The sequence below is a fragment of the Streptomyces sp. NPDC047043 genome (assembly GCF_040644055.1).
Lineage (GTDB): Bacteria > Actinomycetota > Actinomycetes > Streptomycetales > Streptomycetaceae > Streptomyces.
This window is the reverse complement of the sequence record NZ_JBEYVO010000037.1, coordinates 36,484-57,663: the sequence shown is the minus strand read 5'-3', so window position 1 is coordinate 57,663 and position 21,180 is coordinate 36,484. Positions and strand designations below refer to the sequence as shown.

Here is a 21,180-nt window from a genome sequence, read left to right as displayed (position 1 = left end):
CACGTACTTGCCGCGGCTGGCGTTCCTGGTCCTGAAGGAACACCCCTGGTCAGAGGGGCAGACCCCGGGTTAGCGTCCCCGCATGGCAGCCTTCGACCCCTGGGACCCCGAGTTCCTCGCCGACCCGTACCCCGCCTACGCCGAGCTGCGTGCCAAAGGCCGGGTGCACCACTTCGAGGCCACGAACCAGTGGCTCGTCCCGCGCCACGCGGACGTCTCGGCGCTGCTCAGGGAGCGGCGGCTCGGGCGGACGTATCTGCACCGGTTCACGCACGAGGACTTCGGACGGACCGCGCCGCCCGCCGCGCACGAGCCGTTCCACGACCTCAACGACCACGGCATGCTCGACCTGGAGCCACCGGACCACACCCGGATCCGCCGGCTGGTCTCGAAGGCGTTCACGCCGCGCACGGTGGAGCAGCTCAAGCCGTATGTGACCAAGCTGGCCGGCGAGCTCGTGGACCGGCTGGTCGAGGCGGGTGGCGGCGACCTGCTCGGTGATGTCGCCGAGCCGCTCCCCGTCGCCGTCATCGCCGAGATGCTGGGGATCCCGGAGGGCGACCGCGCCCCGCTGCGGCCCTGGTCGGCCGACATCTGCGGGATGTACGAGCTGAACCCGTCCGAGGACACCGCGCGCAAGGCCGTCCAGGCCTCCGTCGAGTTCTCGGAGTACCTGCGGGAGCTGATCGCCGAGCGGCGAAAGGAGCCCGGCGAGGATCTCATCTCGGGGCTCATCGCCGCCCACGACGAGGGCGACCGGCTCACCGAGCAGGAGATGATCTCCACGGCGGTCCTGCTCCTCAACGCCGGCCACGAGGCGACCGTCAACGCCACCGTCAACGGCTGGTACGCCCTGTTCCGCAATCCGGAGCAGCTGGCCGCCCTGCGCGCCGACCACTCCCTCGTGCCCTCCGCCGTCGAAGAGCTCATGCGCTACGACACCCCGCTCCAGCTCTTCGAGCGGTGGGTGCTGGACGACATCGAGATCGACGGGACGACCATTCCGCAGGGCGCGGAGATCGCCATGCTCTTCGGTTCCGCCAACCATGACCCGGACGTCTTCTCCGAGCCCGAGAAGCTGGACCTCACCCGCAAGGAGAACCCGCACATCTCCTTCAGCGCCGGTATCCACTACTGCATCGGGGCGCCGTTGGCCCGTATCGAGCTGGCGGCCTCCATGACCGCCCTGCTCGAGAAGGCCCCGGCCCTGAGCCTCGCCCAGGAACCGGCGCGGAAGCCGAACTTCGTGATCCGCGGGTTGGAGGGGCTCAGCGTCGCGGTCTGAGACGTCGGAGCAGAGCCCAGACACCCAGCGCGGCGGCGGTTCCGCCGAGGATCGCCAGCGGCAGTTCGGCGTAGAGGACGCTCCAGTCGGGGGCCGCCTCGAAACGCCACAGCCGGTCCCTGACGTCGACGGACCACACCGCGAGTCCCGCGCCCGCGCCGAGCGCCGCGGTCACACACCCCGCGGCGGCCTCCGTACGTTGCCCCATGTCCGGGAGTGACGTGCGCAGGCCGCCTTGGGGTTCCCGCCGTTCAGGTCGTCATGTCCCGCCGCCGCAGTCCGGCCAGCCCGCCGGCCACCAGAACCACCGCCAGCCCCAGCAGGATCAGCACCGGCGCCCACTCCATCCCCCCGCCCGGCAGCTTCGGCAGATGGCCGAAGGGGGACAGGTCCAGCACCGGTTGCGGTACGTCCAGTGCGGGACCGACCCAGCCGATCAGCAGCACCGCCCCGGCGACTCCCCACGCCGCCACCGCCCCCCGCGGCAGCACCCCGTACAGCAGCACCGTCACCCCGCCGATCACCCACACCGCGGCGACCTGCACCAGGCACGCCCCCAGGATCGGTCCGATCTCCTTGCCGTAGCCGACGGTGAAGCCCGCCCCCGCCAGCAGCATGATCAGGGCCGAGCCGCCGAAGGCGATCGTCAGGTGTCCGGCGGCCCACCGCAGTCGTCCCACCGCGTTCGCCAGCAACGGTTCCGCGCGGCCCGAGGTCTCCTCGCCGTTCAGGCGCAGCACCGAACCGACGACGTACAGCGCTGCGATCAGGCCCATCATCCCGACCATCGAGGCCAGAAACGCGTCCGTGAGGCCGCTCTGGCCGCCCATCCGCTCGAAGATCTTCCGGGCGTTCTCGTTGTCGCCGACCAGGTCGGTCACGCCGTCCGTGAGTCCGCCGTAGACGACTCCGACGACGAAGAAGGCGAGGCTCCAGCCGAACACGCTGCCCCGCTGCAGCCGCCACGCCAGCGCGCCCGCCGTGCCGAGCCGTCCGGCGGCCGGTCCGGGGCGGGTGGGCAGGAAGCTCATGCCGATGTCCCGGCGGCCCGCCAACTCGTAGGCCACCGCGGCCTGGAGCAGCACCGCCGCCGCGAACAGCACCAGCACCCACCAGCGTTCGTCGGCGTACGGGCGCAGGTTCTCCAGCCAGCCCAGCGGCGACAGCCAGGTCAGGACGGACGAGCCGTCGTCCGTCGCGGAGTCGCCGGCCGCGCGCAGAACGAACGCCGCGCCCAGGACCCCCGCCGTCAGACCGCGCGCCAGCCTCGCGCTCTCCGTCAGCTGCGCGACGATCGCCGCCATCGTGGCGAAGACCATGCCGACCGCCGCGAGTCCGAGCCCGAAGGTCAGGGCCCCGGTGGCGCCATGGCCGGCCAGGCCGGCCGCAACCAGCAGTGCCAGTACGGCATTTGCGACCGCTGCAGCCAGCAGCGCCGCTGTCAGTGAGGCCCGGCGGCCCACCATCCCGGACGCCACCAGTTCCTGGCGCCCGCTCTCCTCCTCGTCCCGGGTGTGCCGTACGACGATCATCAGGCTCATCGCGGCGGCGAGCAGGCCCGCGTAGACGCCGACGCGCCAAGCCGTCAGCGCGCCGATCGAGGTGTCGTAGACGGGGCCGATCAGCGCGCGGAAGGAGGCGTTGGTCGCCACCTGGTGGATCAGGTCCGTGCGTTCGGCAGGGGTGCCGTAGAGGTTCTTCAGGGTGTTCGGCATGGAGAGGACCATGAGCGCGTTCACGCCGACCCAGACCGGGATCATCACCCGGTCGCGGCGCAGGGCGAAGCGCAACAGGGTCGCGGTGCCCGCGAGTTGGCGGGAACCGCCGGTCATGCGTACGGCGAGGCTCGTCATCGTGACACCTCGTCCTGGTAGTGCCGCAGGAACAGCTCCTCCAGCGTCGGCGGCGTCGAGGTCAGCGACCGCACGCCCGACTCGCTCAACTGCCGCAGCACGGCGTCGAGTTTGTCCGTGTCGACCTGCAGCCTGACCCGCTTTCCCTGTACGTCGAGGTCGTGGACGCCGGGCAGGTGCGCCAACCCGTTGGGCGGGCCCGCCAGTTCGGCGGTCACGCTCGTCCGCGTCAGGTGGCGCAGGTCGGCCAGCGAGCCGGACTCGACCGTGCGGCCCTTGCGGATGATGCTCACGCGGTCGCAGAGCTCCTCGACCTCGCTGAGGATGTGCGAGGACAGCAGGATCGTCCGGCCCCGGTCCCGCTCCTCCTCCACGCAGCGCTGGAAGACCTCCTCCATCAGCGGGTCCAGGCCCGACGTCGGCTCGTCCAGGATCAGCAGGTCCACGTCCGAGGCGAACGCGGCGACCAGGGCGACCTTCTGGCGGTTGCCCTTGGAGTACGTGCGGCCCTTCTTGGTGGGCTCCAGCTCGAAGCGTTCGATCAGGTCGGCGCGGCGCCGCGCGTCCAGGCCTCCGCGGAGGCGGCCGTAGAGGTCGATGACCTCGCCGCCGGAGAGGTTGCGCCACAGGGTCACGTCGCCGGGGACGTACGCGATCCGGCGGTGCACCTCCACCGCGTCCTGCCACGGGTCGCGGCCCAGCACCTGCGCGGCGCCGGAGTCCGCGCGCAGCAGGCCGAGCAGGACGCGGATGGTGGTGGACTTGCCGGCGCCGTTCGGGCCGAGGAAGCCGTGCACCTCGCCGGTCTCCACGTCCAGGTCGAGGCCGTCGAGCGCATGCGTCTTCCCGAACGACTTGTGGAGCCCGGAGACGCTGATTGCCTTCGTCATGGTTCAGAACGTACGCTTCTTTCAGAAATTTGTGAAGTTAAGGAAGCGTATAAAGCCCGGATAGGGTGGTGACCATGGCTGATGAGGCGGGGCGTGACCCGGAGGCGGTCTCGAAGTTCGTGGAGAGTTTCGCGGCGCAGCTCGTCGAGGCCGGGATGCAGCGCATGCCCGCCCGTGTCTTCGCGGCGCTCCTCTCCTCCGACGAGGCCTCGATGACCTCGGCCGAGCTGGGAGAGCAGCTGCAGATCAGCCCGGCTGCGGTGTCCGGGGCGGTGCGCTACCTGACCATGACGCACATGGTCTCGCGGGAGCGGGAGCCCGGCTCGCGCCGCGAGCGCTACCGGGTGCACGGCGACCAGTGGTACGAGGCCCTCACCAACCGCGAGGCCATCATCAAGCGCTGGGAGGTCGCCCTGCGGGAAGGCGTCAGCAGCCTCGGCGCCGACACCCCCGCAGGACGCCGCATGGCCGAGACGCTCGCCTTCTTCGAGTTCGTCGAGGGCGAGGTCGCGGCCATGATGGAGCGGTGGCGGGTGCACCGCCGGGAGCTGTTCGGCAACTAGGAGTCGGGGTCGGGAGTTACCGCTCCTTGGTCTCCTCCAGCACCGTCCGGCCCAGCAGCAGGTACCGCTCGGGCGAGCGTCGCTTCAGGTACTGGGCGTAGCCGATGCCCAGTGCCGCGACCAGGGCCACCAGCCACGGGGTCGCCTTCAGGAGCAGTGAGCCGGACTCGGTGCCGGCCGCGACGCCCATGTTGGACACCAGCAGGACGACCACGGCGAGCATCGCGATGCCGCCGATGAGCGGGGCGGCGAAGGTCTTGAACCAGTGCCGGCTCTCGGGGTGGTTCTTGCGGAAGTAGACCAGCACGGCGAACGAGCACACCGCCTGCACGATCAGGATCGCCATCGTGCCGAGGATCGCGAGCAGCACGTAGAGGGCGTTGTACGGGTCCTTGCCCGCGACCCAGAACGCGCCGATCAGGACCGCGGAGACCACCGTCTGGACCAGGCCCGCGATGTGCGGGGAGCCGTGCCTGTGGTGGGTGCGGCCGACCGTGTTCTTCAGGGACGGCAGGACGCCCTCGCGGCCCAGCGCGTACATGTAGCGGGCGGCGCAGTTGTGGAAGGCCATGCCGCAGGCGAGCGAGCCGGTGATCATCAGCCACTGCATGACGTCGACGGCCCAGTGGCCGACGTAGCGCTCGGTCGGGTTGAAGAAGAGCGCGAGCGGGTTCGCGGAGGAGGCGGCCTTGACGGCCTCCGCCTCGCCGTTGCCGATGATGGCCATCCAGGAGACGAAGACGTAGAAGACACCGACGCCGAGGACCGAGATCATCGTCGCCTTGGGGATGATCTTCTTCGGGTCGCGGGACTCCTCGCCGTACATCGCCGTCGACTCGAAGCCGACCCACGACCAGAAGGCGAAGAAGAGACCGAGGCCTGCGCTGGTCCCCTTGAAGGCGTTGACCGGGTTGACCGGGCCGAAGGTGAAGCCGTGCGGGCCGCCGCCGTGCAGGGCGACCGAGATCGCCATCGCGGCGAGGACGGTGACCTCCGTGGCGAGCAGGACGACGAGGAGCTTCTCGGCGACGCTGACGCCGAACCAGGTGCCCATCGCGTTGACGGCGAGCATCAGGATCGCGAAGGCCCACCATGGGACGTCAAGTCCCGTCTGGTCCTTCAGGGTTGTGTTGGCGAAGACCGAGAAGATGCCGATCAGTGCCGGTTCGAAGACGGCGTACGCGAACGTCGCGAGGAGGCCCGAGGCCAGGCCCGCGGTGCGTCCGAGGCCGTAGGAGATGAAGCCGTAGAAGGCGCCCGTCGACGTGATGTGCTTCGCCATCGAGGTGAAGCCGACGGAAAAGATTGCCAGGACGACCATTGCGACGAGATAGCTCGCGGGGGCGCCGATGCCGTTGCCGGCTGAGACCATGAAGGGCACGTTGCCCGTCATCGCGGTGATCGGCGCGGCGGTCGCGACGGCCATGAAGACCACGCCGAGCAGGCCCACGGCGTTGGGCTTCAGCCGGTGAACCGTGCCTTCGCCGCCTGTGTCGGTCGCCGGGGCGACTCCCTCGTCCACTGCCATCGGGCTGGCCCCTCTCCTGGTGATCGGCTGGTGTGCTGAACCGGAACTCTGTAGGCCGAATGAGTCGAGCAAGGGTCTCGGGGCGTTAAATGTTTGTCAACCAGACCTTTAGAAATCTGACGCAATCTGTCGGCAACACACGGCTCGTACGTTCGCCGCCATGACCGTCTACACGTCCACCCTCGGCGGCGAACGCTTCCGCTTCGACTCCCTCGCGCGCCTGCTGGCCGCGGCGAGCCCCGAACGCTCCGGCGACCGGCTGGCGGGCCTCGCCGCCGGCAGCTCCCAGGAGCGCGTCGCGGCGCGCTGGGCGCTGGCGGAGGTGCCGCTCGCGACCTTCCTGACCGAGCCGGTGATCCCGTACGAGACCGACGACGTGACCCGGCTGATCCTCGACACGCACGACGCGGCGGCCTTTGCACCGCTGGCCGGGATGACGGTCGGGGAGCTGCGGGAGTGGCTGCTGTCGGCGGACACCGGGTCGCTGGCGGCGGTGGCGCCCGGGCTGACGCCGGAGATGGTCGCGGCGGTCTCGAAGCTGATGGGCAACGCCGATCTGGTGGCCGTCGCCCGCAAGGTGCAGGTGGTCACCGCCTTCCGCTCGACGATCGGCCTCCCGGGCCGCCTGGCCACGCGCCTGCAGCCCAACCATCCGACGGACGACCCGGCGGGAGTCGCGGCGGCCCTGCTCGACGGGTTGTTGCTGGGCTCCGGCGACGCGGTGATCGGCATCAACCCGGCGACGGACAGCCCGAAGGCGGTACGGGACCTGCTGGAACTGCTGGACGGGGTGATCGACCGCTACTCCATCCCCACCCAGTCCTGCGTCCTCTGCCATGTCACGACGAGCGTGGACCTGATGGAGCGCGGCGCCCCCGTCGACCTGGTCTTCCAGTCCATCGCGGGCACGCAGGCCGCGAACGCCTCCTTCGGCGTGACGCTGGGGCGGCTGGACGAGGCGTACGAGGCGGCGCGGGCACTGGACCGGGGGACGGTCGGCCGGAACGTCATGTACTTCGAGACCGGCCAGGGCAGCGCGCTCTCGGCGGACGCGCACCACGGGGTGGACCAGCAGACGGTGGAGGCGCGGGCGTACGCGGTGGCGCGCCGCTACGACCCGCTGCTGGTGAACACGGTGGTGGGCTTCATCGGCCCGGAGTACCTCTACGACGGCCGCCAGATCCTGCGGGCCGCGCTCGAGGACCACTTCTGCGGCAAGTTGCTCGGCCTGCCGATGGGCCTGGACATCTGCTACACGAACCACGCGGACGCCGATGACGACGACGTGGCGACCATGCTGACCATGCTCGGCGTTGCGGGCGCGTCCTTCGTGATCTGCACGCCGGGCGGCGACGACATCATGCTCAACTACCAATCCGCCTCGTACCACGACGCGTTGTACCTGCGCGAGGTGCTCGGGCTGCGCCCGGCACCGGAGTTCGAGGCATGGCTCGCGTCGATCGGGCTGCTGGACGAACGGGGTGCGATCAGGGACGTGTCAGGGGCGCATCCCCTGACGGCGATCGGAAGGGAACTGGCGGCATGACGGGCAGTCAAGTCATCGACACTACGGCCGACTTGGCCCTGTGGGCCGCGATGCGCCGGCACACCCAGGCCCGTATCGGGCTCGGCCGCGCGGGCTCGGCCCTCCCGACCCGGCACCGGCTGGAACTCCAGTCCGCCCACGCGGCGGCGCGGGACGCGGTGCACTCGCCGTTCGAGCCGGACGTGGTGGCGGCGGGGCTGACCGGGATGGCGACGGTGCGGGTCCGCAGCGCGGCGCCCGACCGGTTGGCGTACCTGCAGCGCCCCGATCTGGGCCGCCGCCTGAACCCCATGGACCGCGCCCATCTCCCCACCGGGGACTGGGACTTGGTATTCGTGGTCGCCGACGGGCTGTCCAGCCGGGCGGTGCACGAGCATGCGGCGGCGATGGTGCGGGAGACGGCGGCGCGGCTTGCGGGCTGGAACATCGCGCCGGTGGTGCTCGCCGAACAGGCCCGAGTGGCGCTCGGCGACGACATCGCGCACACGATGGGTGCGGCGATGGTGGTCGTCCTGGTCGGGGAACGGCCCGGCATGTCGGCGGCGGACTCCCTGGGCGCGTACCTCACGTACCGGCCGGTGCCGGGCGTGACGACGGACGCCGACAGGAACTGCCTGAGCAACATCAGGCCGCCGTTGGGGATGGCGTACGAGGTGGCGGCGGGGAAGTTGGCGGGGTTGGTGGGGAGGGGGCGGGAGTTGGGGGTCACGGGGGTGGCGCTGAAAGATGAATCCGATCAGGAGCGCGTGAGCGATCAGCTACGCTGAGTTGCGGCTGGTCTGCATCCGCGGGAGGGCGCATCATGACGTTGATGACTGAGCGACCGACGAGCAGGTCTGCGACCAGCTGAAGCCCTGCCTTCCTCAGGACCATCGCCTCAGCATCGGCCCGTTCCTGTACGTCTTCCCCGGCGACGAGAGTGCGTACGGGCCGGATATCCACGCAGCACACCAGCAGGCGTTCGAGACGGTGAGCAATCACCTGGACGGCGAAGCCCTGGTGTTCGTCGCCGAACTGACCTCTCGGGCGATTCGCACCGACGACTTGACCGACAAGGTTGCGGTCTATGGGAGGGCCGGCGTGCCGATCTACCTGCTCCTCGACATGCAGGAGCAGCAGTCGACCGTGTTCTGGACACCTTCGGTCGCGGGCTACGAGTCACACTGCACCCAGCCGTTCGGCGAGGCACTCCACATCCCCAAGCCCTTCGACTGCACGCTTGACACCACCGGCTTCCGGGCCCCCGAAGGCCCCGCTAAGAAGAACCCGGCACCGTAAGCCCCCAGGCCCCCTCCCAGACCGTCCAGGTCCGCCTCCGCACCGGCCCCCACACCCCCGCATCCGCCCGGTACCGGAAATCCGCCCCGGAGACGCTGACGGTGCGCCCCTCCGCCCGTAGGGGCGAGGCCTCTGCGCCCACCGACATCGGCCGTACCTCCACCGCGGCCAGCCCGCAGTCACCCGGTGTCACCGACACCGCCTCCACCGGCTGGTCCAGGTCCACCAGCGTCACGCCGTCGACCTCCACCCGCAGCCGCGCGGGGCGGGGTGCGGGGCCCTGGGCCTCCCGGGCCGGCACCAGGGTCCGTACGAGGGACTGCGCCGTACGGAGCCAGGGGCGTCCCACCTCCAGCGCCGGATCCGGCGTCTGCGCCTGCGGAGTCACCGGCGGGATGTGGAGCGTGCCGAGCACCACTCCGTCGCTGTCGTCCACCAGCAGATCGAGGCGCCGCTCCACCCCGTCGAGGACCGCCCGCGCCGCCGCCACCGCCCCCGTGGGTACCCCCAGGGATCGCGCCACCGCCAGGACACTGCCCACCGGCACCACCGACAGTGCACATCCGGCCAGCTCGCGCTGCCGGTGCAGGAGGGACACCGCACGGACCAGAGCGCGGTCGTCGCCGACCACCACCGGCCGCCGCGAGCCCCGTCTCGCCAGTGCCCGGGCGAACTCCTCCGGACCCTCCGGCAGGCAGACCTTCGCCTGCGCACCCGCGCTGAGCACGTCTTTTGCGATGCGTACCGACTCCCCGTCCGTCCTTCGGGCCACCGGATCGATGACCACCAGCAGCTGGTCGGAAGTCGCGGAAGTCGCCACCTCGGTCCTGCCTCACTTCCTCGGGTAGCATCTTTGTGCAAGAGCCCCTTGCGCTATTGCGCCAGGGGCTTCGTCTATTCCGGGGCATCCGGTCCGACGGTTTGCGGCCAACGACGGCCGCGGTGCACGCGGCGGTGAACCTTACGCGTACGCCCCTGACCTTGGACATGCCCCGCCCGGAAGGGGTGTACGCGCGTGCCCGCACTTGTGCTGCTCGGTGCTCAGTGGGGTGACGAAGGCAAGGGAAAGGCGACGGACCTGCTAGGCGGATCCGTCGACTACGTGGTGCGCTACCAGGGCGGCAACAACGCCGGCCACACGGTAGTCGTGGGCGATCAGAAGTACGCCCTTCACCTGCTCCCTTCCGGAATCCTGTCCCCGGGGTGCACCCCGGTCATCGGCAACGGTGTCGTCGTCGACCCGTCGGTCCTGTTCTCCGAGCTGAACGGGCTGAACGAGCGTGGCGTCGACACGTCCAAGCTCCTGATCAGCGGTAACGCTCACATCATCACGCCGTACAACGTGACGGTGGACAAGGTGACGGAACGCTTCCTCGGGAAGCGGAAGATCGGGACGACCGGCCGCGGTATCGGGCCGACCTACGCGGACAAGATCAACCGCGTCGGCATCCGGGTCCAGGACCTCTACGACGAGTCGATCCTGACCCAGAAGGTCGAGGCGGCCCTCGACATCAAGAACCAGGTCCTCACCAAGCTCTACAACCGCCGCGCGATCGCCATCGACCAGGTGGTCGAGGAGCTGCTGGGCTACGCCGACAAGCTCGCGCCGTATGTCGCCGACACCGTCCTGGTGCTCAACCAGGCGCTCGACGAGGACAAGGTGGTCCTCTTCGAGGGCGGCCAGGGCACGCTGCTGGACATCGACCACGGGACGTATCCCTTCGTCACGTCCTCCAACCCCACCGCGGGCGGCGCGTGCACCGGTGCCGGCGTCGGCCCGACCAAGATCAGCCGGGTCATCGGCATCCTCAAGGCCTACACGACCCGGGTCGGCTCCGGCCCCTTCCCGACCGAGCTGTTCGACGAGGACGGCGAGGCGCTGCGCCGCATCGGCGGCGAGCGGGGCGTGACCACCGGCCGTGACCGCCGCTGCGGCTGGTTCGACGCCGTGATCGCCCGCTACGCGACCCGCGTCAACGGTCTGACCGACTTCTTCCTCACCAAGCTCGACGTCCTCACCGGCTGGGAGCAGATCCCGGTCTGTGCGGCCTACGAGATCGACGGCAAGCGCGTCGAGGAACTTCCGTACTCGCAGAGCGACTTCCACCACGCGAAGCCGGTCTACGAGACCCTGCCGGGCTGGTCCGAGGACATCACCAAGGCGAAGTCCTTCTCCGACCTCCCCAAGAACGCCCAGAACTACGTGAAGGCGCTCGAGGAGATGTCGGGCGCACCGATCTCCGCGATCGGTGTCGGTCCCGGCCGGGACGAGACGATCGAGATCAACTCGTTCCTGTAAGTCCCGTTTGTTCTCAAGCTGTTGGGCCGGTCATGGATTTCCTTGACCGGCCCATGGCTTGCTCCTGGTTCCGTGCGGAAGCGGTGGGGCGCAACTATCTACGCGGGTAGCCGCCGTCCCGCCTCCCTCTCCGCTCCTCTCCAGTACCAGGAGTCCCGTATGCCCGTCAGTCCGATGAACCGCCGGGAGTTCGTGCAGAAGTCGGCCGTCACCGGTGCCGCCGTCGCCGCCGCGGCAGCGGTCGGTGCCGGTACCGCGCAGGCCGCCGACCGTACGCCCGCAAAGGCCCCCAAGACCTGGTCGTTCTCCATCCTGGGCACCACCGACCTGCACAGCCACGTCTTCAACTGGGACTACTACGCCAACAAGGCGTACTCGGACAGCAAGGGCAACACGTACGGCATCGCGCGCATCGCCACCCTCGTCAAGCAGCTGCGCGCCCAGAAGGGCGAGGAGCGGGTGCTGCTCGTCGACGCGGGCGACATCATCCAGGGCACGTCTCTCGCGTACTACTACGCGAACGTCGACCCCATCACTGGCAAGGACGGCAAGCCCGGACCGAAGCACCCCATGGCCGTCGCCATGAACGAGATGCGCTACGACGCCGCCGCGCTCGGCAACCACGAGTTCAACTACGGCATCGACGTCCTGCGCGCCTTCGAGCGGCAGTGCCACTTCCCGCTGCTGGGCGCCAACGCCCTGGACGCCAAGACGCTCAGGCCCGCCTTCCCGCCCTACACCGTCAAGTGCATCAAGGTGCCCGGCGCCCCGGACATCAAGGTCGGCATCCTCGGCCTGACCAACCCGGGCGTCGCCCTGTGGGACAAGGACAACGTCAGCGGCAAGATGGTCTTCCCGGGCCTGGTCGAGCAGGCGAAGAAGTACGTGCCGAGGCTGCGTGCGCTCGGCTGTGACGTCGTCTTCCTCACCGACCACTCCGGTCTGGACGGCTCGACCTCGTGGGGCGACGAACTCCCGTACGTGGAGAACGCCTCGAACCTGGTCGCCGAGCAGGTCCCCGGCATCGACGCGATCCTCGTCGGCCACACGCACGTCGACGTTCCGACGTACACGGTGAAGAACGAGGAGACCGGCGAGGACGTCCTGCTGTCCGAGCCCTACTGCTACGGCTACCGCCTCTCCGTCTTCGACTTCGAGCTCGAACTCCACCACGGCTGCTGGAAGGTCACCAGCAAGACGGCGACCACGCTCAACAGCAACACTGTCGCGGAGGACGCGAGGATCACCGAACTCCTCGAGGCCGACCACGACTTGGTCGTGAAGTACGTCAACACGGCGATCGGCACGTGTACCGAGGACATGTCGACGGCGGAGGCCTGCTGGAAGGACGTGCCCGCCATCGACTTCATCCACCAGGTCCAGATGGAGGCGGTGAAGTCGGGCCTGTCGACCTCGGACGCCGCGCTCCCGCTGATCTCGGTGGCCGCGTGCTTCAGTCGCACCGCCCACATCCCGAAGGGCGACGTGACCATCCGCGACGTCGCGGGCCTCTACATCTACGAGAACACGCTGTACGGCAAGAAGCTCACCGGCGCCCAGCTCAAGGACTATCTGGAGTTCGCGGCGAAGTACTACCACCAGGTGCCGTCCGGCACGAAGGTCGACACCTCGACCCTCACCAACGCCAACAGCTTCTGGGACTACATGTACGACACCGCGGCCGGAGTCTCGTACGACATCGACATCGCGGCGGCCGAGGGCTCGCGCATCAAGAACCTGACCTACAACGGCGCGGCGGTCCCGGACGACCAAGTCTTCGTCGTCGCGGTCAACAACTACCGTGCCAACGGCGGCAGCGGCTACCCGCACATCGCCGACGCGGAGACCGCGTACAGCTCCACCAACCAGGTCCGCGACCTGATGATCGCCTACGCCACGGCGAAGGGCACCATCGACCCGTCGACGTTCGCGGCGACGAACTGGAAGCTGACGCAGGACGGGACGGCGGTCTTCTAGGTCAGCCCCCGAACGCCGCCACATGGGCGCCGGCCCACTCCGCGAACGTCCGCGGCCGGCGCCCCAGCACCTTCTCCACGGTCGGGAGGACCTCCGCGCCCCGGTCGCTCTCCAGGGTGCGGTGCATGATCGCGTCGATGACCTCCGGGGGGAAGCCGTAGCGCTCCATGCCGGTGCGGGCCGCCTCGTCGGGGACCGGGCGGGCGTGGAGGTCGCGGCCCAGGGTGCTGCCCAGGATCGACAGTTCCTCCGTCGGGGTCAGGGACTGGGGGCCGCTCAACTCGTAGGTCGCGCCCCCGTGTTCGCCGGTGGTGAGGGCCAGGGCCGCGATCTCCGCCACGTCCGCCGGGTCGATGCTCGCCGCAGGGCGGTCCGCGAAGGGGATCGACACCTCGTCACCGGCGCGAAGCCGGCCCGCCCACTGCAGGGCGTTGGACATGAAGCGGCCGGGGCGCAGCAGCGTCCATGCGAAGCCCCCGTCCCTCACCGCCGCCTCCGCCTCCGCGTGCCAGCGGGCGATCACGTCCGTGCCCGCGCCGCCGTCCAGGACCGACAGCTTCGCCACGCGCCGCAAGCCCGCCTTCGCGGCCGCCCGGGCCAGGGCGAGGTCGTGGGTCGGCCCGGGAGCCGTGCCGACGCCCTGCGCCGACATCAGGAAGGCGGCCTCGGTGCCCGCGAACGCCGCCGCCAGGCTCTCCGGGTCGTCCGCGTCGCCGTACACCGCCTGCACGCCCTCCGGCAGCCGGGCCTCGGCGGGCCGCCGCGTCATCGCGCGCACCGGGTGCCCGGCGGCCGCCAACTGCCGTACCAGCTCGCCGCCCACATGCCCCGTCGCGCCCGTCACCAGGATCATCGCCGTCCCCTCTCGTCGAATCCGATGACGTCAGACTGCGCGCACCCGCTCTCCCGCGCGTCGCACGCGCGGAGGCACCGGCTCTGCTCCCGGGAGAGTAGGCGGGACCCCACAACAGGGCAATCAATGCATACCGGGCATACCGTGGTGTTGTGCACTTGTGCGCGTCGATCAGGAGAAGGTGAGTGCGATGCGCGTACTGCTCAAGGCGTCCATGGACACGGAGAAGGCGAACGAGGCCATCCGGAACGGCACCCTGGGAAAACTCGTCCAGGAGTCGTTGGAACAGATCAAGCCCGAGGCGGCCTACTTCACCACCGACCACGGCAAGCGCACCGCATACCTGGTCTTCGACATGCAGGACAGCTCCCAGATGCCGGTGATAGCCGAGCCGTTCTTCCTCGACATGGGTGCCGAGATCACGTACACCCCGGTCATGAACCTCGACGACCTGAAGAAGGGCCTCGCCGCGGTCGGCGGCTGACCCTCAGCTGAAGACGATCATCGACCCCTGCGCCAGACTCCGCGTCGCCGCCGCGTGCAGGCCGAGCCACACGTGCCGCTCACGGGCGAAGGGGCTGGGATCGTACGGCGCCGGGACCGCCGGTTCCTCCAACTGGGTCGGGGAGCGCGGCGGTTCGGGTGCCGCCGGCGGGTTGGCCGGATCGATGCCGATCGACGGGGCGACGTACTCCAGTTCGCGCAGCAGGGCCTGGGCGGAGCCCAGCGGGCCGCCGCCCGCGAGGAGCTCTTCGTTCGACAGCGGCTGGGCGAAGTCCACGGGCACGTACGCGCCGGCGTGGTCGTAGTGCCAGACGAGGTGCGACTGCTGGGCCGTGGCCTCGAACATCTCCAGCAACTGCTCGTAGTCACCGCCCAGTTCGTCGACCGGCGTCACCGGCAGCCCGCACACCTGGAGCAGATACACGCGGCGCAGGAAGTGCAGCGCGTCGTAGTCGAAGCCGGCCACCGGGGCGACCTCGCCGGACAGGCCCGGCATGTACTGGTACACCGGCACCGGCGGCAGCCCGGCATCGGCGAGCACGGTGTTGTACTGCGCGAGTTCCTCGGCGAACGGATTGTCGGGGGTGTGGCACAACACGTCGACGAGCGGTACCAGCCACAGGTCACAGGCCAAAGAAGGCTCCTCGGACAGCAAGAAACACGGTCAAGGCAGGGTAGTCGGTGCGGCTCGCCGCGGACCCGTCCCGTTCGGGTCAGCTGCTCTGGTGCAGGTCCCATACCCACACGCCGTCCACCCACTTACCGGGACGGCCCACCAGTTCGGTAACGGCCTTGCGCAGGGCGTCCGCATGCGGTTGCGGGGCCACGACCAGCGCTCCCGCCCTCCAGTACGCGAAGTCCCGCTGCGCCTGCGCCCGCCACTCCTTGCCGAGCACCGGGACCGCACCCGTGTCGCGAATGTCACTCAGCATGCCCGAGGTGTAGCGGGGAGTGGCGCCGTAGATACCGGTGCGCCCGTCGGCCCAGGGGCCGTTGAAGTAGCCGCCCGGCAGTTTGAAGCCGAAATCCGCCTCGATCTGCCAGTGCAGGGGCGATGCGTCGCCGGCGTCGGGCAGCGGCACCGTGACGAGCGACTCGCCGCTGCGGACGTACGGCTTCCAGGAGCCGTCGGTGAAGAAGGCCGGCGTCTGCGGGCGCTCCACCGTCTTCAGCGGGGCGGGGACCAGCGGGAGCAGGGCGAGGCTGACGCCCAGCAGGCCGACGTACTGCGTGCCCCGGCCGGGCGTGGCCAACAGCCGTTCCAGCGCGAGCGCGAGGAGCATGCCGAGGGCGGGGGCGCAGACCATCGCGACCCGGCCCTCGATGACCGACTCGAAGAGCGGCTTGTCGGCGAGCAGCGCCCAGGGGCCGGGGTACTCCTTCTCCGTCCCGGGGATGCGGAACGTCGGGCCGAGCGAGAGCACCGCCGCGCCGGCCGCGGTGAACGCCAGCGCCTTGACCAGGGCGCTCTCCCACAGCCGTACGACGATCGCGAAGGCGAGCAGGACCAGCGGCCAGCCGTAGAAGGCGTTCTGCTCGGTCGGGTTGGGGGAGAGGGCGCCCGCCCGCTCGGCGTTGCCCGCGACCAGGGAGCGCTCGGCGAAGGAGAGCAGGGCGAGGGGGCTGTTGGCCGAATTGTCGCCGTGCGGCATGTGGCCGTAGCTCTGCGGACCGGCGAACTGCCAGGCCAGTGGGTAGACGATGATCGGGAGGCAGACCGCGGCCGCGATCAGCAGGCCCTTCAGCAGGGGCCGCCAGGCCTCCCTCGCGACATCCCTGCGTACGACGGCGTAGGCGCCCGCGAACAGGACCATGCCGATCGCCGCGAGGAGGAGGGGTTCCTCGCCGAGGAAGATCTGGTACGCGGCCATCAGGCCGAGCACGATCCCATCGCGGACCACGCGGGTGCCCGAGCACAGGCGCAGGGCGCGGTCGATGATCAGCGGGATCATGAACAGGACCACGAAGTTCGGGTGCGCGTTGGCGTGGCTGACCATGGGCGGCGCGAACGCGGCCAGCGAGGCGCCGACGAAGGCCGCGGCCCGCTGCCGTACGACACGCTTCACGATGAGCCGGTACCAGGCGCCCGCGGTGGCGGCCAGGCCCAGCGTCATGACCGTGCTGAGGGCGACCGCGGGTCCGGCGAGCAGGGTCAGGGGTGCGAAGGGGACCGTCAGGCCCAGCATGACCGTGTTGGCCATGAGGTTCACGCCGTCGGGGAAGCCCTGCAGATCGGAGAAGAACGGGTTGTGGAGGTGGGCGAGGTTGTGGGCCGTGACGCCGAAGAACCACTCCCACTGGTTCTGGTCCTGGAGGGAGTCGGGGAGATAGCGGTGGTCCGGGTCGAACAGGCGGCCCGAGTACAGGGCCATCGCCATCAGCAGGAACAGCAGCGTGACCAGGAGGTCGGCCGGGCGCAGGGTGCGGACGCGCAGCCGGGCGAGTTCGGCGAGGAAGCGGACGTAGTCGAGGGGCCCCACCTTCGAGCCGGGCTGGTGCGACCAGTGGACGGGGACCTCGGCGATCTGCCGGTCGGCGCGCCGCAAGTGCCGCAGCACCTCGACGTCTATGCCCCAGCCGCCGAGCCGGGAGGCGGCGAAGGCCTCGCGCGCCTGGTCGCCGTCGAAGAGCTTGAAGCCGCACTGGGTGTCGCGCACGCCCGGCAGGAACATGCGGCGTATGAGTAAGTTCCCGGCGCGGCCCAGCAGTTCGCGCAACCGGTGCTGACGCTCCCCGATCGTCGCGCCGGGCACGCGGCGGGAGCCGATCGCCGCCGAGTTCCCCTCGCTGAGCGCCTTGTCGAGCTGCTCCAGCTCCTCGATCGGCGCCGCGAGATCGGCGTCGGTGACCAGCACCCGGCGGCCGCGGGAGGCGGCGACACCGAGGCGCAGGGCGCCGCCCTTGCCGCGGCGGGGGCCGGTGACGAGCCGGACGCGGGGGTCCTCGCGGGCTGTGACGAGGTCACGGGTGGAGTCGGTGGAGCCGTCGTCGGCGACCACGACCTCCCAGCGGCCCCAGCGGCCCTCGTCCTCCTCCAGGTAGCGGGTGACGGCGTCGAGGGTGGGGCCGAGCCGTTGTTCCTCGTTGAAGGCGGGGACGACGACCGAGAGGTCGACGTCCCCGGCGGGGGCGGCGGTCATCCGTCGGCCAGGCGCTCGATGAGGGCCAGTGCGTGCTTGTTGTACGCGGTGACGATCGAACGGGCCGTGGCGGTGTCGCGCTTCGCCAGGGCGTCGACCAGATCGGTGTGGCCGGACCACAGCGCCCCGCGCAGCTCCGTCAGCCGGCGCAGATGCTGCACCGCGCACACCCAGGACTGCACGCGCAGCCGGTTCAGGAAGTCGGCGAGGTAGGGGTTGCCGAAGAGGGCGCCGAGCTCGCGCCAGAAGCGCAGGTCGTAGCCGATCAGCACGGTGAGGTCCCCGGCGGCCGCGGCCCGCCGTGCCTCCTCGCCGCGCCGGCGCACCCCCGACAGGGCGGCGATCGCCCGGGCCTCGTCGGCCCGCCCCATCCAGTCGTGGCCGTTGTCGAGGGCGTGGAACATGCCGTCGGTGACCAGGCTGCGGGCCTCGACGATGCCGCGGTAGTCGGCGAAGGAGTACTCGTGGACGTGGAAGCCGCGGTGCTGGTCGGCGTCGAGCAGCCCCTGCGCGGACAGGTCGACGAGCGCCTCGCGCACGGGCGTGGCGGAGACGCCGTACTGCTCGGCGATCTCCTTGACCGTGAACTCCTGACCCGGTTGCAGCCGCCCCGCCAGCACCTCGTCACGAAGCGCGTCGGCGATCTGCTGCCGCAGGGTGCTGCGCGTCACGGCGCCGTTGCCGCCGCTGCTGCCGGGCATGGGTCGGGCGTCTCCTCGTCGCGATCGGGTGGCGTGCACGTACCTATCTACGAGCACGCCACCTTACGCGTTCGACTTCCCGCTGTTTACCCGCGTAGCTCACACGTTTCCGTGGCCGGCCGATGCGGTGCCTGAGCGGTTACCCGGTGTACTCGTCCGCGACCGAGAGCGCTGCGTCGAGCGCTGCGAGGCCTTCCTTCAGCTCGGCCTCGCTCACGTTGCACGGCGGCACGACATGGGTGCGGTTCATGTTCACGAAGGGCCAGATGCCGTGCTGCTTCGCGGCGGCACCGAGGGCGGCCATCGGGGCGTTCGCCTCACCGGCCGCGTTGTACGGCACCAGCGGCTCGCGGGTCTCCCTGTCCTTCACCAGGTCCAGCGCCCAGAACATGCCGACACCGCGCACCTCTCCGACGCTCGGGTGCCGCTCGGCGAGCTCGCGCAGCGCCGGGCCGACGACGGTCTCGCCCAGGTTCCTCGCGTTCTCCACGACGCCCTCCTCGGCCATGACGTTGATCGTCGCCACGGCGGCGGCACAGGCCAGCGGATGCCCGGAGTACGTCAGACCGCCGGGGTAGGGCCGCCTGGCGAAGGTCTCCGCGATCGCACCGGAGATCGCGACACCGCCGAGCGGCACATATCCGCTGTTCACGCCCTTGGCGAAGACCATCAGATCCGGTACGACACCGAACAGGTCGGCGGCGAACCACTCACCGGTGCGCCCGAACCCGGCCATGACCTCGTCCAGGATGAAGACGATGCCGTACTTGTCGCACATCTCACGCACCCCGGCGAGATAGCCCGGCGGCGGCACCATGATCCCCGCGGTCCCCGGAATGGTCTCCAGGATGATCGCGGCGATGGTGCCCGGCCCCTCGAAGGCGATCGTCGTCTCGAGGTGCTCCAGCGCCCGCGCGCACTCCTGCTCCTCGGTCTCGGCGTAGAAGCGGGAGCGGTACAGGAACGGCGCCCAGAAGTGCACGACACCGGCGGCCGCGCCGTCGGAGGCCCAACGGCGCGGATCCCCGGTGATGTTGATCGCCTGCTGGGTGCCGCCGTGGTACGAGCGGTAGGCGGACAGCACCTTCGTCCGCCCGGTGTGCAGCCGCGCCATCCGCACGGCGTGCTCCACGGCGTCCGCGCCGCCGTTGGTGAAGAAGATCTTGTCCAGGTCGCCGGGCGTCCGCTCGGCGATCAGCCGCGCCGCCTCGGAGCGGGCCTCGACGGCGAAGGCGGGCGCGAACGTCGTCAGGTGTGCGGCCTGCTCCTGTATCGCGGCGACGACCTTCGGGTGCTGGTAGCCGATGTTGGTGTAGACGAGCCCGCTGCTGAAGTCGAGGTACCGCTTGCCGTCGTAGTCCCAGAAGTACGACCCCTCCGCGCCGGCGACGGCGAGCGGGTCGATGAGCTCCTGCGCGGACCAGGAGTGAAACACATGCGCACGGTCCGCGGCCTTCACGGCGGCGCCGACCTCGGGATTTGGCTGAGGGGTCATGCGGGCGAGCGTAGGAGTCCGCTGCGGCCGGAGGACATCGGCGTCATGTCTGCGGTCCGGGGGTTTCCGCGACAGGTTGTCGACATCTTCGTACGACAGTATGCTGTCGAAAAGACAGTATCCTGTCATCTTGGTTGGAGGAGTCATGAGCAGCACCCGCAAGCCCGTGCACCTCGCCGTCTACGACACCCTCGCCGACTGGGAGACCGGCCACACGACCGCGTATCTGGCCCGTGCCGGGTACGAGATCCGGACCGTCGGACCCGGCCGCGAGGCCGTGCGGTCCATCGGGGGTCTGCAGGTCCTGCCCGACCTCGCACTCGAAGAGCTGAGCCCCGGCGACAGCTCCCTGCTGATCCTCCCGGGCGCCGACCTGTGGGACACGAGCGACGACCTCGCACCCTTCGCCCGGAAGGCGCGGGAATTCCTCGATGCCGGTACGCCCGTCGCCGCGATCTGCGGAGCCACCGCCGGGCTCGCGCGCGAGGGCCTGCTCGACGACCGGGACCACACCGGCGCCGTCTCCTTCTACCTGGCCGCGACCGGATACCGGGGTGGCGAGCGCTACGTCGACACCGACGCCGTCACCGACGGGAAGCTGATCACCGCCGGGCCCACCGAGCCCGTCGCGTTCGCGCGGGAGGTGTTCCGGCTGCTCGGGGTGTACGAGGGCGAGGTGCTCGACGCCTGGTACCGGCTGTTCCACGACTCGGACGCCGAGGCGTACGCCGTGCTGCAGAAGGCCGCCGCGTCGTGAGCCGGGAGCGCCAGGAGCTGCTCAGCCGCAGCGCGCTCGGGGTGTTCCGGCTCAACGGCCAGTTCCTCGGTGTCGCCGAGGAGCTGGCGAAGCCCGCCGGGCTCACCGCGGCCTGGTGGCAGGTGCTCGGGGCGGTGCTCGGCGAGCCGCTGTCCGTCGCCGGGATCGCCCGCGCCATGGGCATCACCCGGCAGAGCGTGCAGCGCATCGCCGATCTGCTCGTCGGGCGCGGTCTCGCCGAGTACCGGCCCAACCCCGCCCACCGCCGCGCCAAGCTCCTCACGCCGACCGAGGAGGGCCGTGCGGCGATCGCCCGGATCAACCCCGGGCACGCGGCGTTCGCCGACCGGCTCGCCGAGGAGTTCGGTCAGGACGAACTCGCCGAAGCCGTACACGTCCTGGAACGTCTGTCCAAGGTGCTGGAACAGGTGACTCCGGCTGTTACGGAACCGTAGACACCGCTCCGTCCACCGCCCTGTACGCCCGCACTATCGTGGATCTGTTGCACAGG

Annotated in this window: 20 protein-coding genes; 10 read left to right on the top strand and 10 right to left on the bottom strand. The window is 70.1% G+C overall.

Annotated elements, in window-relative coordinates:
• Positions 1–82 precede the first annotated feature (82 nt).
• Positions 83–1,285, top strand: a complete 1,203-nt coding sequence (locus ABZ880_RS43625; protein ID WP_361275647.1) for a cytochrome P450 — start codon at positions 83–85, stop codon at positions 1,283–1,285.
• Here ABZ880_RS43625 and ABZ880_RS43620 read toward each other — a convergent pair.
• From ABZ880_RS43620 to ABZ880_RS43610, 3 genes are read right to left on the bottom strand one after another with little or no spacing between them, the layout of a single operon-like run.
• Positions 1,269–1,493, bottom strand: coding sequence for a hypothetical protein (locus tag ABZ880_RS43620; protein ID WP_361275643.1), 225 nt, complete (start codon positions 1,491–1,493; stop codon positions 1,269–1,271). The two genes, ABZ880_RS43625 and ABZ880_RS43620, sit on opposite strands and share 17 nt — an antisense overlap.
• Before the next feature lie 43 nt (positions 1,494–1,536).
• Positions 1,537–3,138, bottom strand: coding sequence for an ABC transporter permease (locus ABZ880_RS43615; protein ID WP_361275640.1), 1,602 nt, complete (start codon positions 3,136–3,138; stop codon positions 1,537–1,539).
• Positions 3,135–4,028, bottom strand: coding sequence for an ABC transporter ATP-binding protein (locus ABZ880_RS43610; RefSeq protein WP_361275637.1), 894 nt, complete (start codon positions 4,026–4,028; stop codon positions 3,135–3,137). The genes ABZ880_RS43615 and ABZ880_RS43610 overlap by 4 nt, the downstream gene beginning before the upstream one ends.
• Positions 4,029–4,102: 74 nt before the next feature.
• On the opposite strand from ABZ880_RS43610, the gene ABZ880_RS43605 reads away from it, so the two are divergent.
• The gene (locus ABZ880_RS43605) at positions 4,103–4,591 is read left to right on the top strand and encodes a MarR family transcriptional regulator (protein WP_361275634.1); all 489 of its coding nucleotides are present in this window, start codon (positions 4,103–4,105) and stop codon (positions 4,589–4,591) included.
• A 16-nt stretch (positions 4,592–4,607) separates the two neighbouring features.
• Here ABZ880_RS43605 and ABZ880_RS43600 read toward each other — a convergent pair whose 3' ends face one another.
• Complete coding sequence (locus tag ABZ880_RS43600; RefSeq protein ID WP_361275631.1) at positions 4,608–6,119, bottom strand: APC family permease; 1,512 nt, start codon at positions 6,117–6,119, stop codon at positions 4,608–4,610.
• 160 nt (positions 6,120–6,279) lie between these two features.
• Between ABZ880_RS43600 and ABZ880_RS43595 the strand changes: the two genes are divergently transcribed.
• The 3 genes from ABZ880_RS43595 to ABZ880_RS43585 all read left to right on the top strand — a co-directional run bounded on the left by ABZ880_RS43595 (position 6,280) and on the right by ABZ880_RS43585 (position 8,943).
• Complete coding sequence (locus ABZ880_RS43595; RefSeq protein WP_361275628.1) at positions 6,280–7,665, top strand: ethanolamine ammonia-lyase subunit EutB; 1,386 nt, start codon at positions 6,280–6,282, stop codon at positions 7,663–7,665.
• Positions 7,662–8,432, top strand: a complete 771-nt coding sequence (eutC, locus tag ABZ880_RS43590; protein WP_361275626.1) for an ethanolamine ammonia-lyase subunit EutC — start codon at positions 7,662–7,664, stop codon at positions 8,430–8,432. The genes ABZ880_RS43595 and eutC overlap by 4 nt, the downstream gene beginning before the upstream one ends.
• A 79-nt stretch (positions 8,433–8,511) precedes the next feature.
• Entirely contained in the window at positions 8,512–8,943 is a 432-nt protein-coding gene (locus ABZ880_RS43585) for a Uma2 family endonuclease (RefSeq protein WP_361275785.1), read from the top strand.
• Here the strand turns inward: ABZ880_RS43585 and ABZ880_RS43580 are convergent.
• On the bottom strand, positions 8,921–9,763 hold the full coding sequence (locus ABZ880_RS43580) for a diacylglycerol kinase family protein (RefSeq protein WP_361275623.1): 843 nt from the start codon (positions 9,761–9,763) through the stop codon (positions 8,921–8,923). The genes ABZ880_RS43585 and ABZ880_RS43580 overlap by 23 nt on opposite strands.
• A gap of 195 nt (positions 9,764–9,958) precedes the next feature.
• Between ABZ880_RS43580 and ABZ880_RS43575 the strand changes: the two genes are divergently transcribed.
• Together ABZ880_RS43575 and ABZ880_RS43570 are read left to right on the top strand one after the other, a co-directional pair.
• Entirely contained in the window at positions 9,959–11,242 is a 1,284-nt protein-coding gene (locus ABZ880_RS43575; protein WP_361275620.1) for an adenylosuccinate synthase, read from the top strand.
• Between the two features lie 159 nt (positions 11,243–11,401).
• Positions 11,402–13,219 (top strand): 5'-nucleotidase C-terminal domain-containing protein, encoded by a 1,818-nt coding sequence (locus ABZ880_RS43570; protein ID WP_361275618.1) that lies wholly within the window; start codon positions 11,402–11,404, stop codon positions 13,217–13,219.
• Position 13,220: 1 nt separating this feature from the next.
• Here the strand turns inward: ABZ880_RS43570 and ABZ880_RS43565 are convergent, their stop codons facing one another.
• Entirely contained in the window at positions 13,221–14,072 is an 852-nt protein-coding gene (locus tag ABZ880_RS43565) for an NAD(P)H-binding protein (protein ID WP_361275615.1), read from the bottom strand.
• A 190-nt stretch (positions 14,073–14,262) separates the two neighbouring features.
• Here ABZ880_RS43565 and ABZ880_RS43560 point away from each other — a divergent pair, with 190 nt between their 5' ends.
• Positions 14,263–14,556, top strand: coding sequence for a hypothetical protein (locus tag ABZ880_RS43560; protein WP_361275614.1), 294 nt, complete (start codon positions 14,263–14,265; stop codon positions 14,554–14,556).
• Positions 14,557–14,559: 3 nt separating this feature from the next.
• On the opposite strand, the gene ABZ880_RS43555 is transcribed toward ABZ880_RS43560, so the two are convergent.
• From ABZ880_RS43555 to ABZ880_RS43540, 4 genes are all read right to left on the bottom strand, one after another.
• A complete protein-coding gene (locus tag ABZ880_RS43555; RefSeq protein WP_361275612.1) occupies positions 14,560–15,210 on the bottom strand; it encodes a hypothetical protein in 651 nt (216 codons plus the stop codon).
• A 79-nt stretch (positions 15,211–15,289) separates the two neighbouring features.
• On the bottom strand, positions 15,290–17,716 hold the full coding sequence (locus ABZ880_RS43550; protein WP_361275610.1) for a dolichyl-phosphate beta-glucosyltransferase: 2,427 nt from the start codon (positions 17,714–17,716) through the stop codon (positions 15,290–15,292).
• On the bottom strand, positions 17,713–18,417 hold the full coding sequence (locus ABZ880_RS43545) for a GntR family transcriptional regulator (RefSeq protein WP_361275608.1): 705 nt from the start codon (positions 18,415–18,417) through the stop codon (positions 17,713–17,715). Before ABZ880_RS43545 ends, ABZ880_RS43550 begins: the two co-directional genes overlap by 4 nt.
• Positions 18,418–18,556: 139 nt before the next feature.
• Positions 18,557–19,912 carry an aspartate aminotransferase family protein gene (locus tag ABZ880_RS43540; protein WP_361275606.1) on the bottom strand — a complete coding sequence of 452 codons (1,356 nt, stop codon included), beginning with the start codon at positions 19,910–19,912 and terminating at the stop codon, positions 18,557–18,559.
• A gap of 145 nt (positions 19,913–20,057) precedes the next feature.
• Between ABZ880_RS43540 and ABZ880_RS43535 the strand changes: the two genes are divergently transcribed.
• Positions 20,058–20,669: a type 1 glutamine amidotransferase family protein gene (locus tag ABZ880_RS43535; RefSeq protein ID WP_361275604.1), complete on the top strand. Its 612-nt coding sequence runs from the start codon at positions 20,058–20,060 to the stop codon at positions 20,667–20,669.
• On the top strand, positions 20,666–21,124 hold the full coding sequence (locus tag ABZ880_RS43530) for a MarR family transcriptional regulator (RefSeq protein WP_361275602.1): 459 nt from the start codon (positions 20,666–20,668) through the stop codon (positions 21,122–21,124). Before ABZ880_RS43535 ends, ABZ880_RS43530 begins: the two co-directional genes overlap by 4 nt.
• The last annotated feature ends 56 nt before the right edge of the window (positions 21,125–21,180 follow it).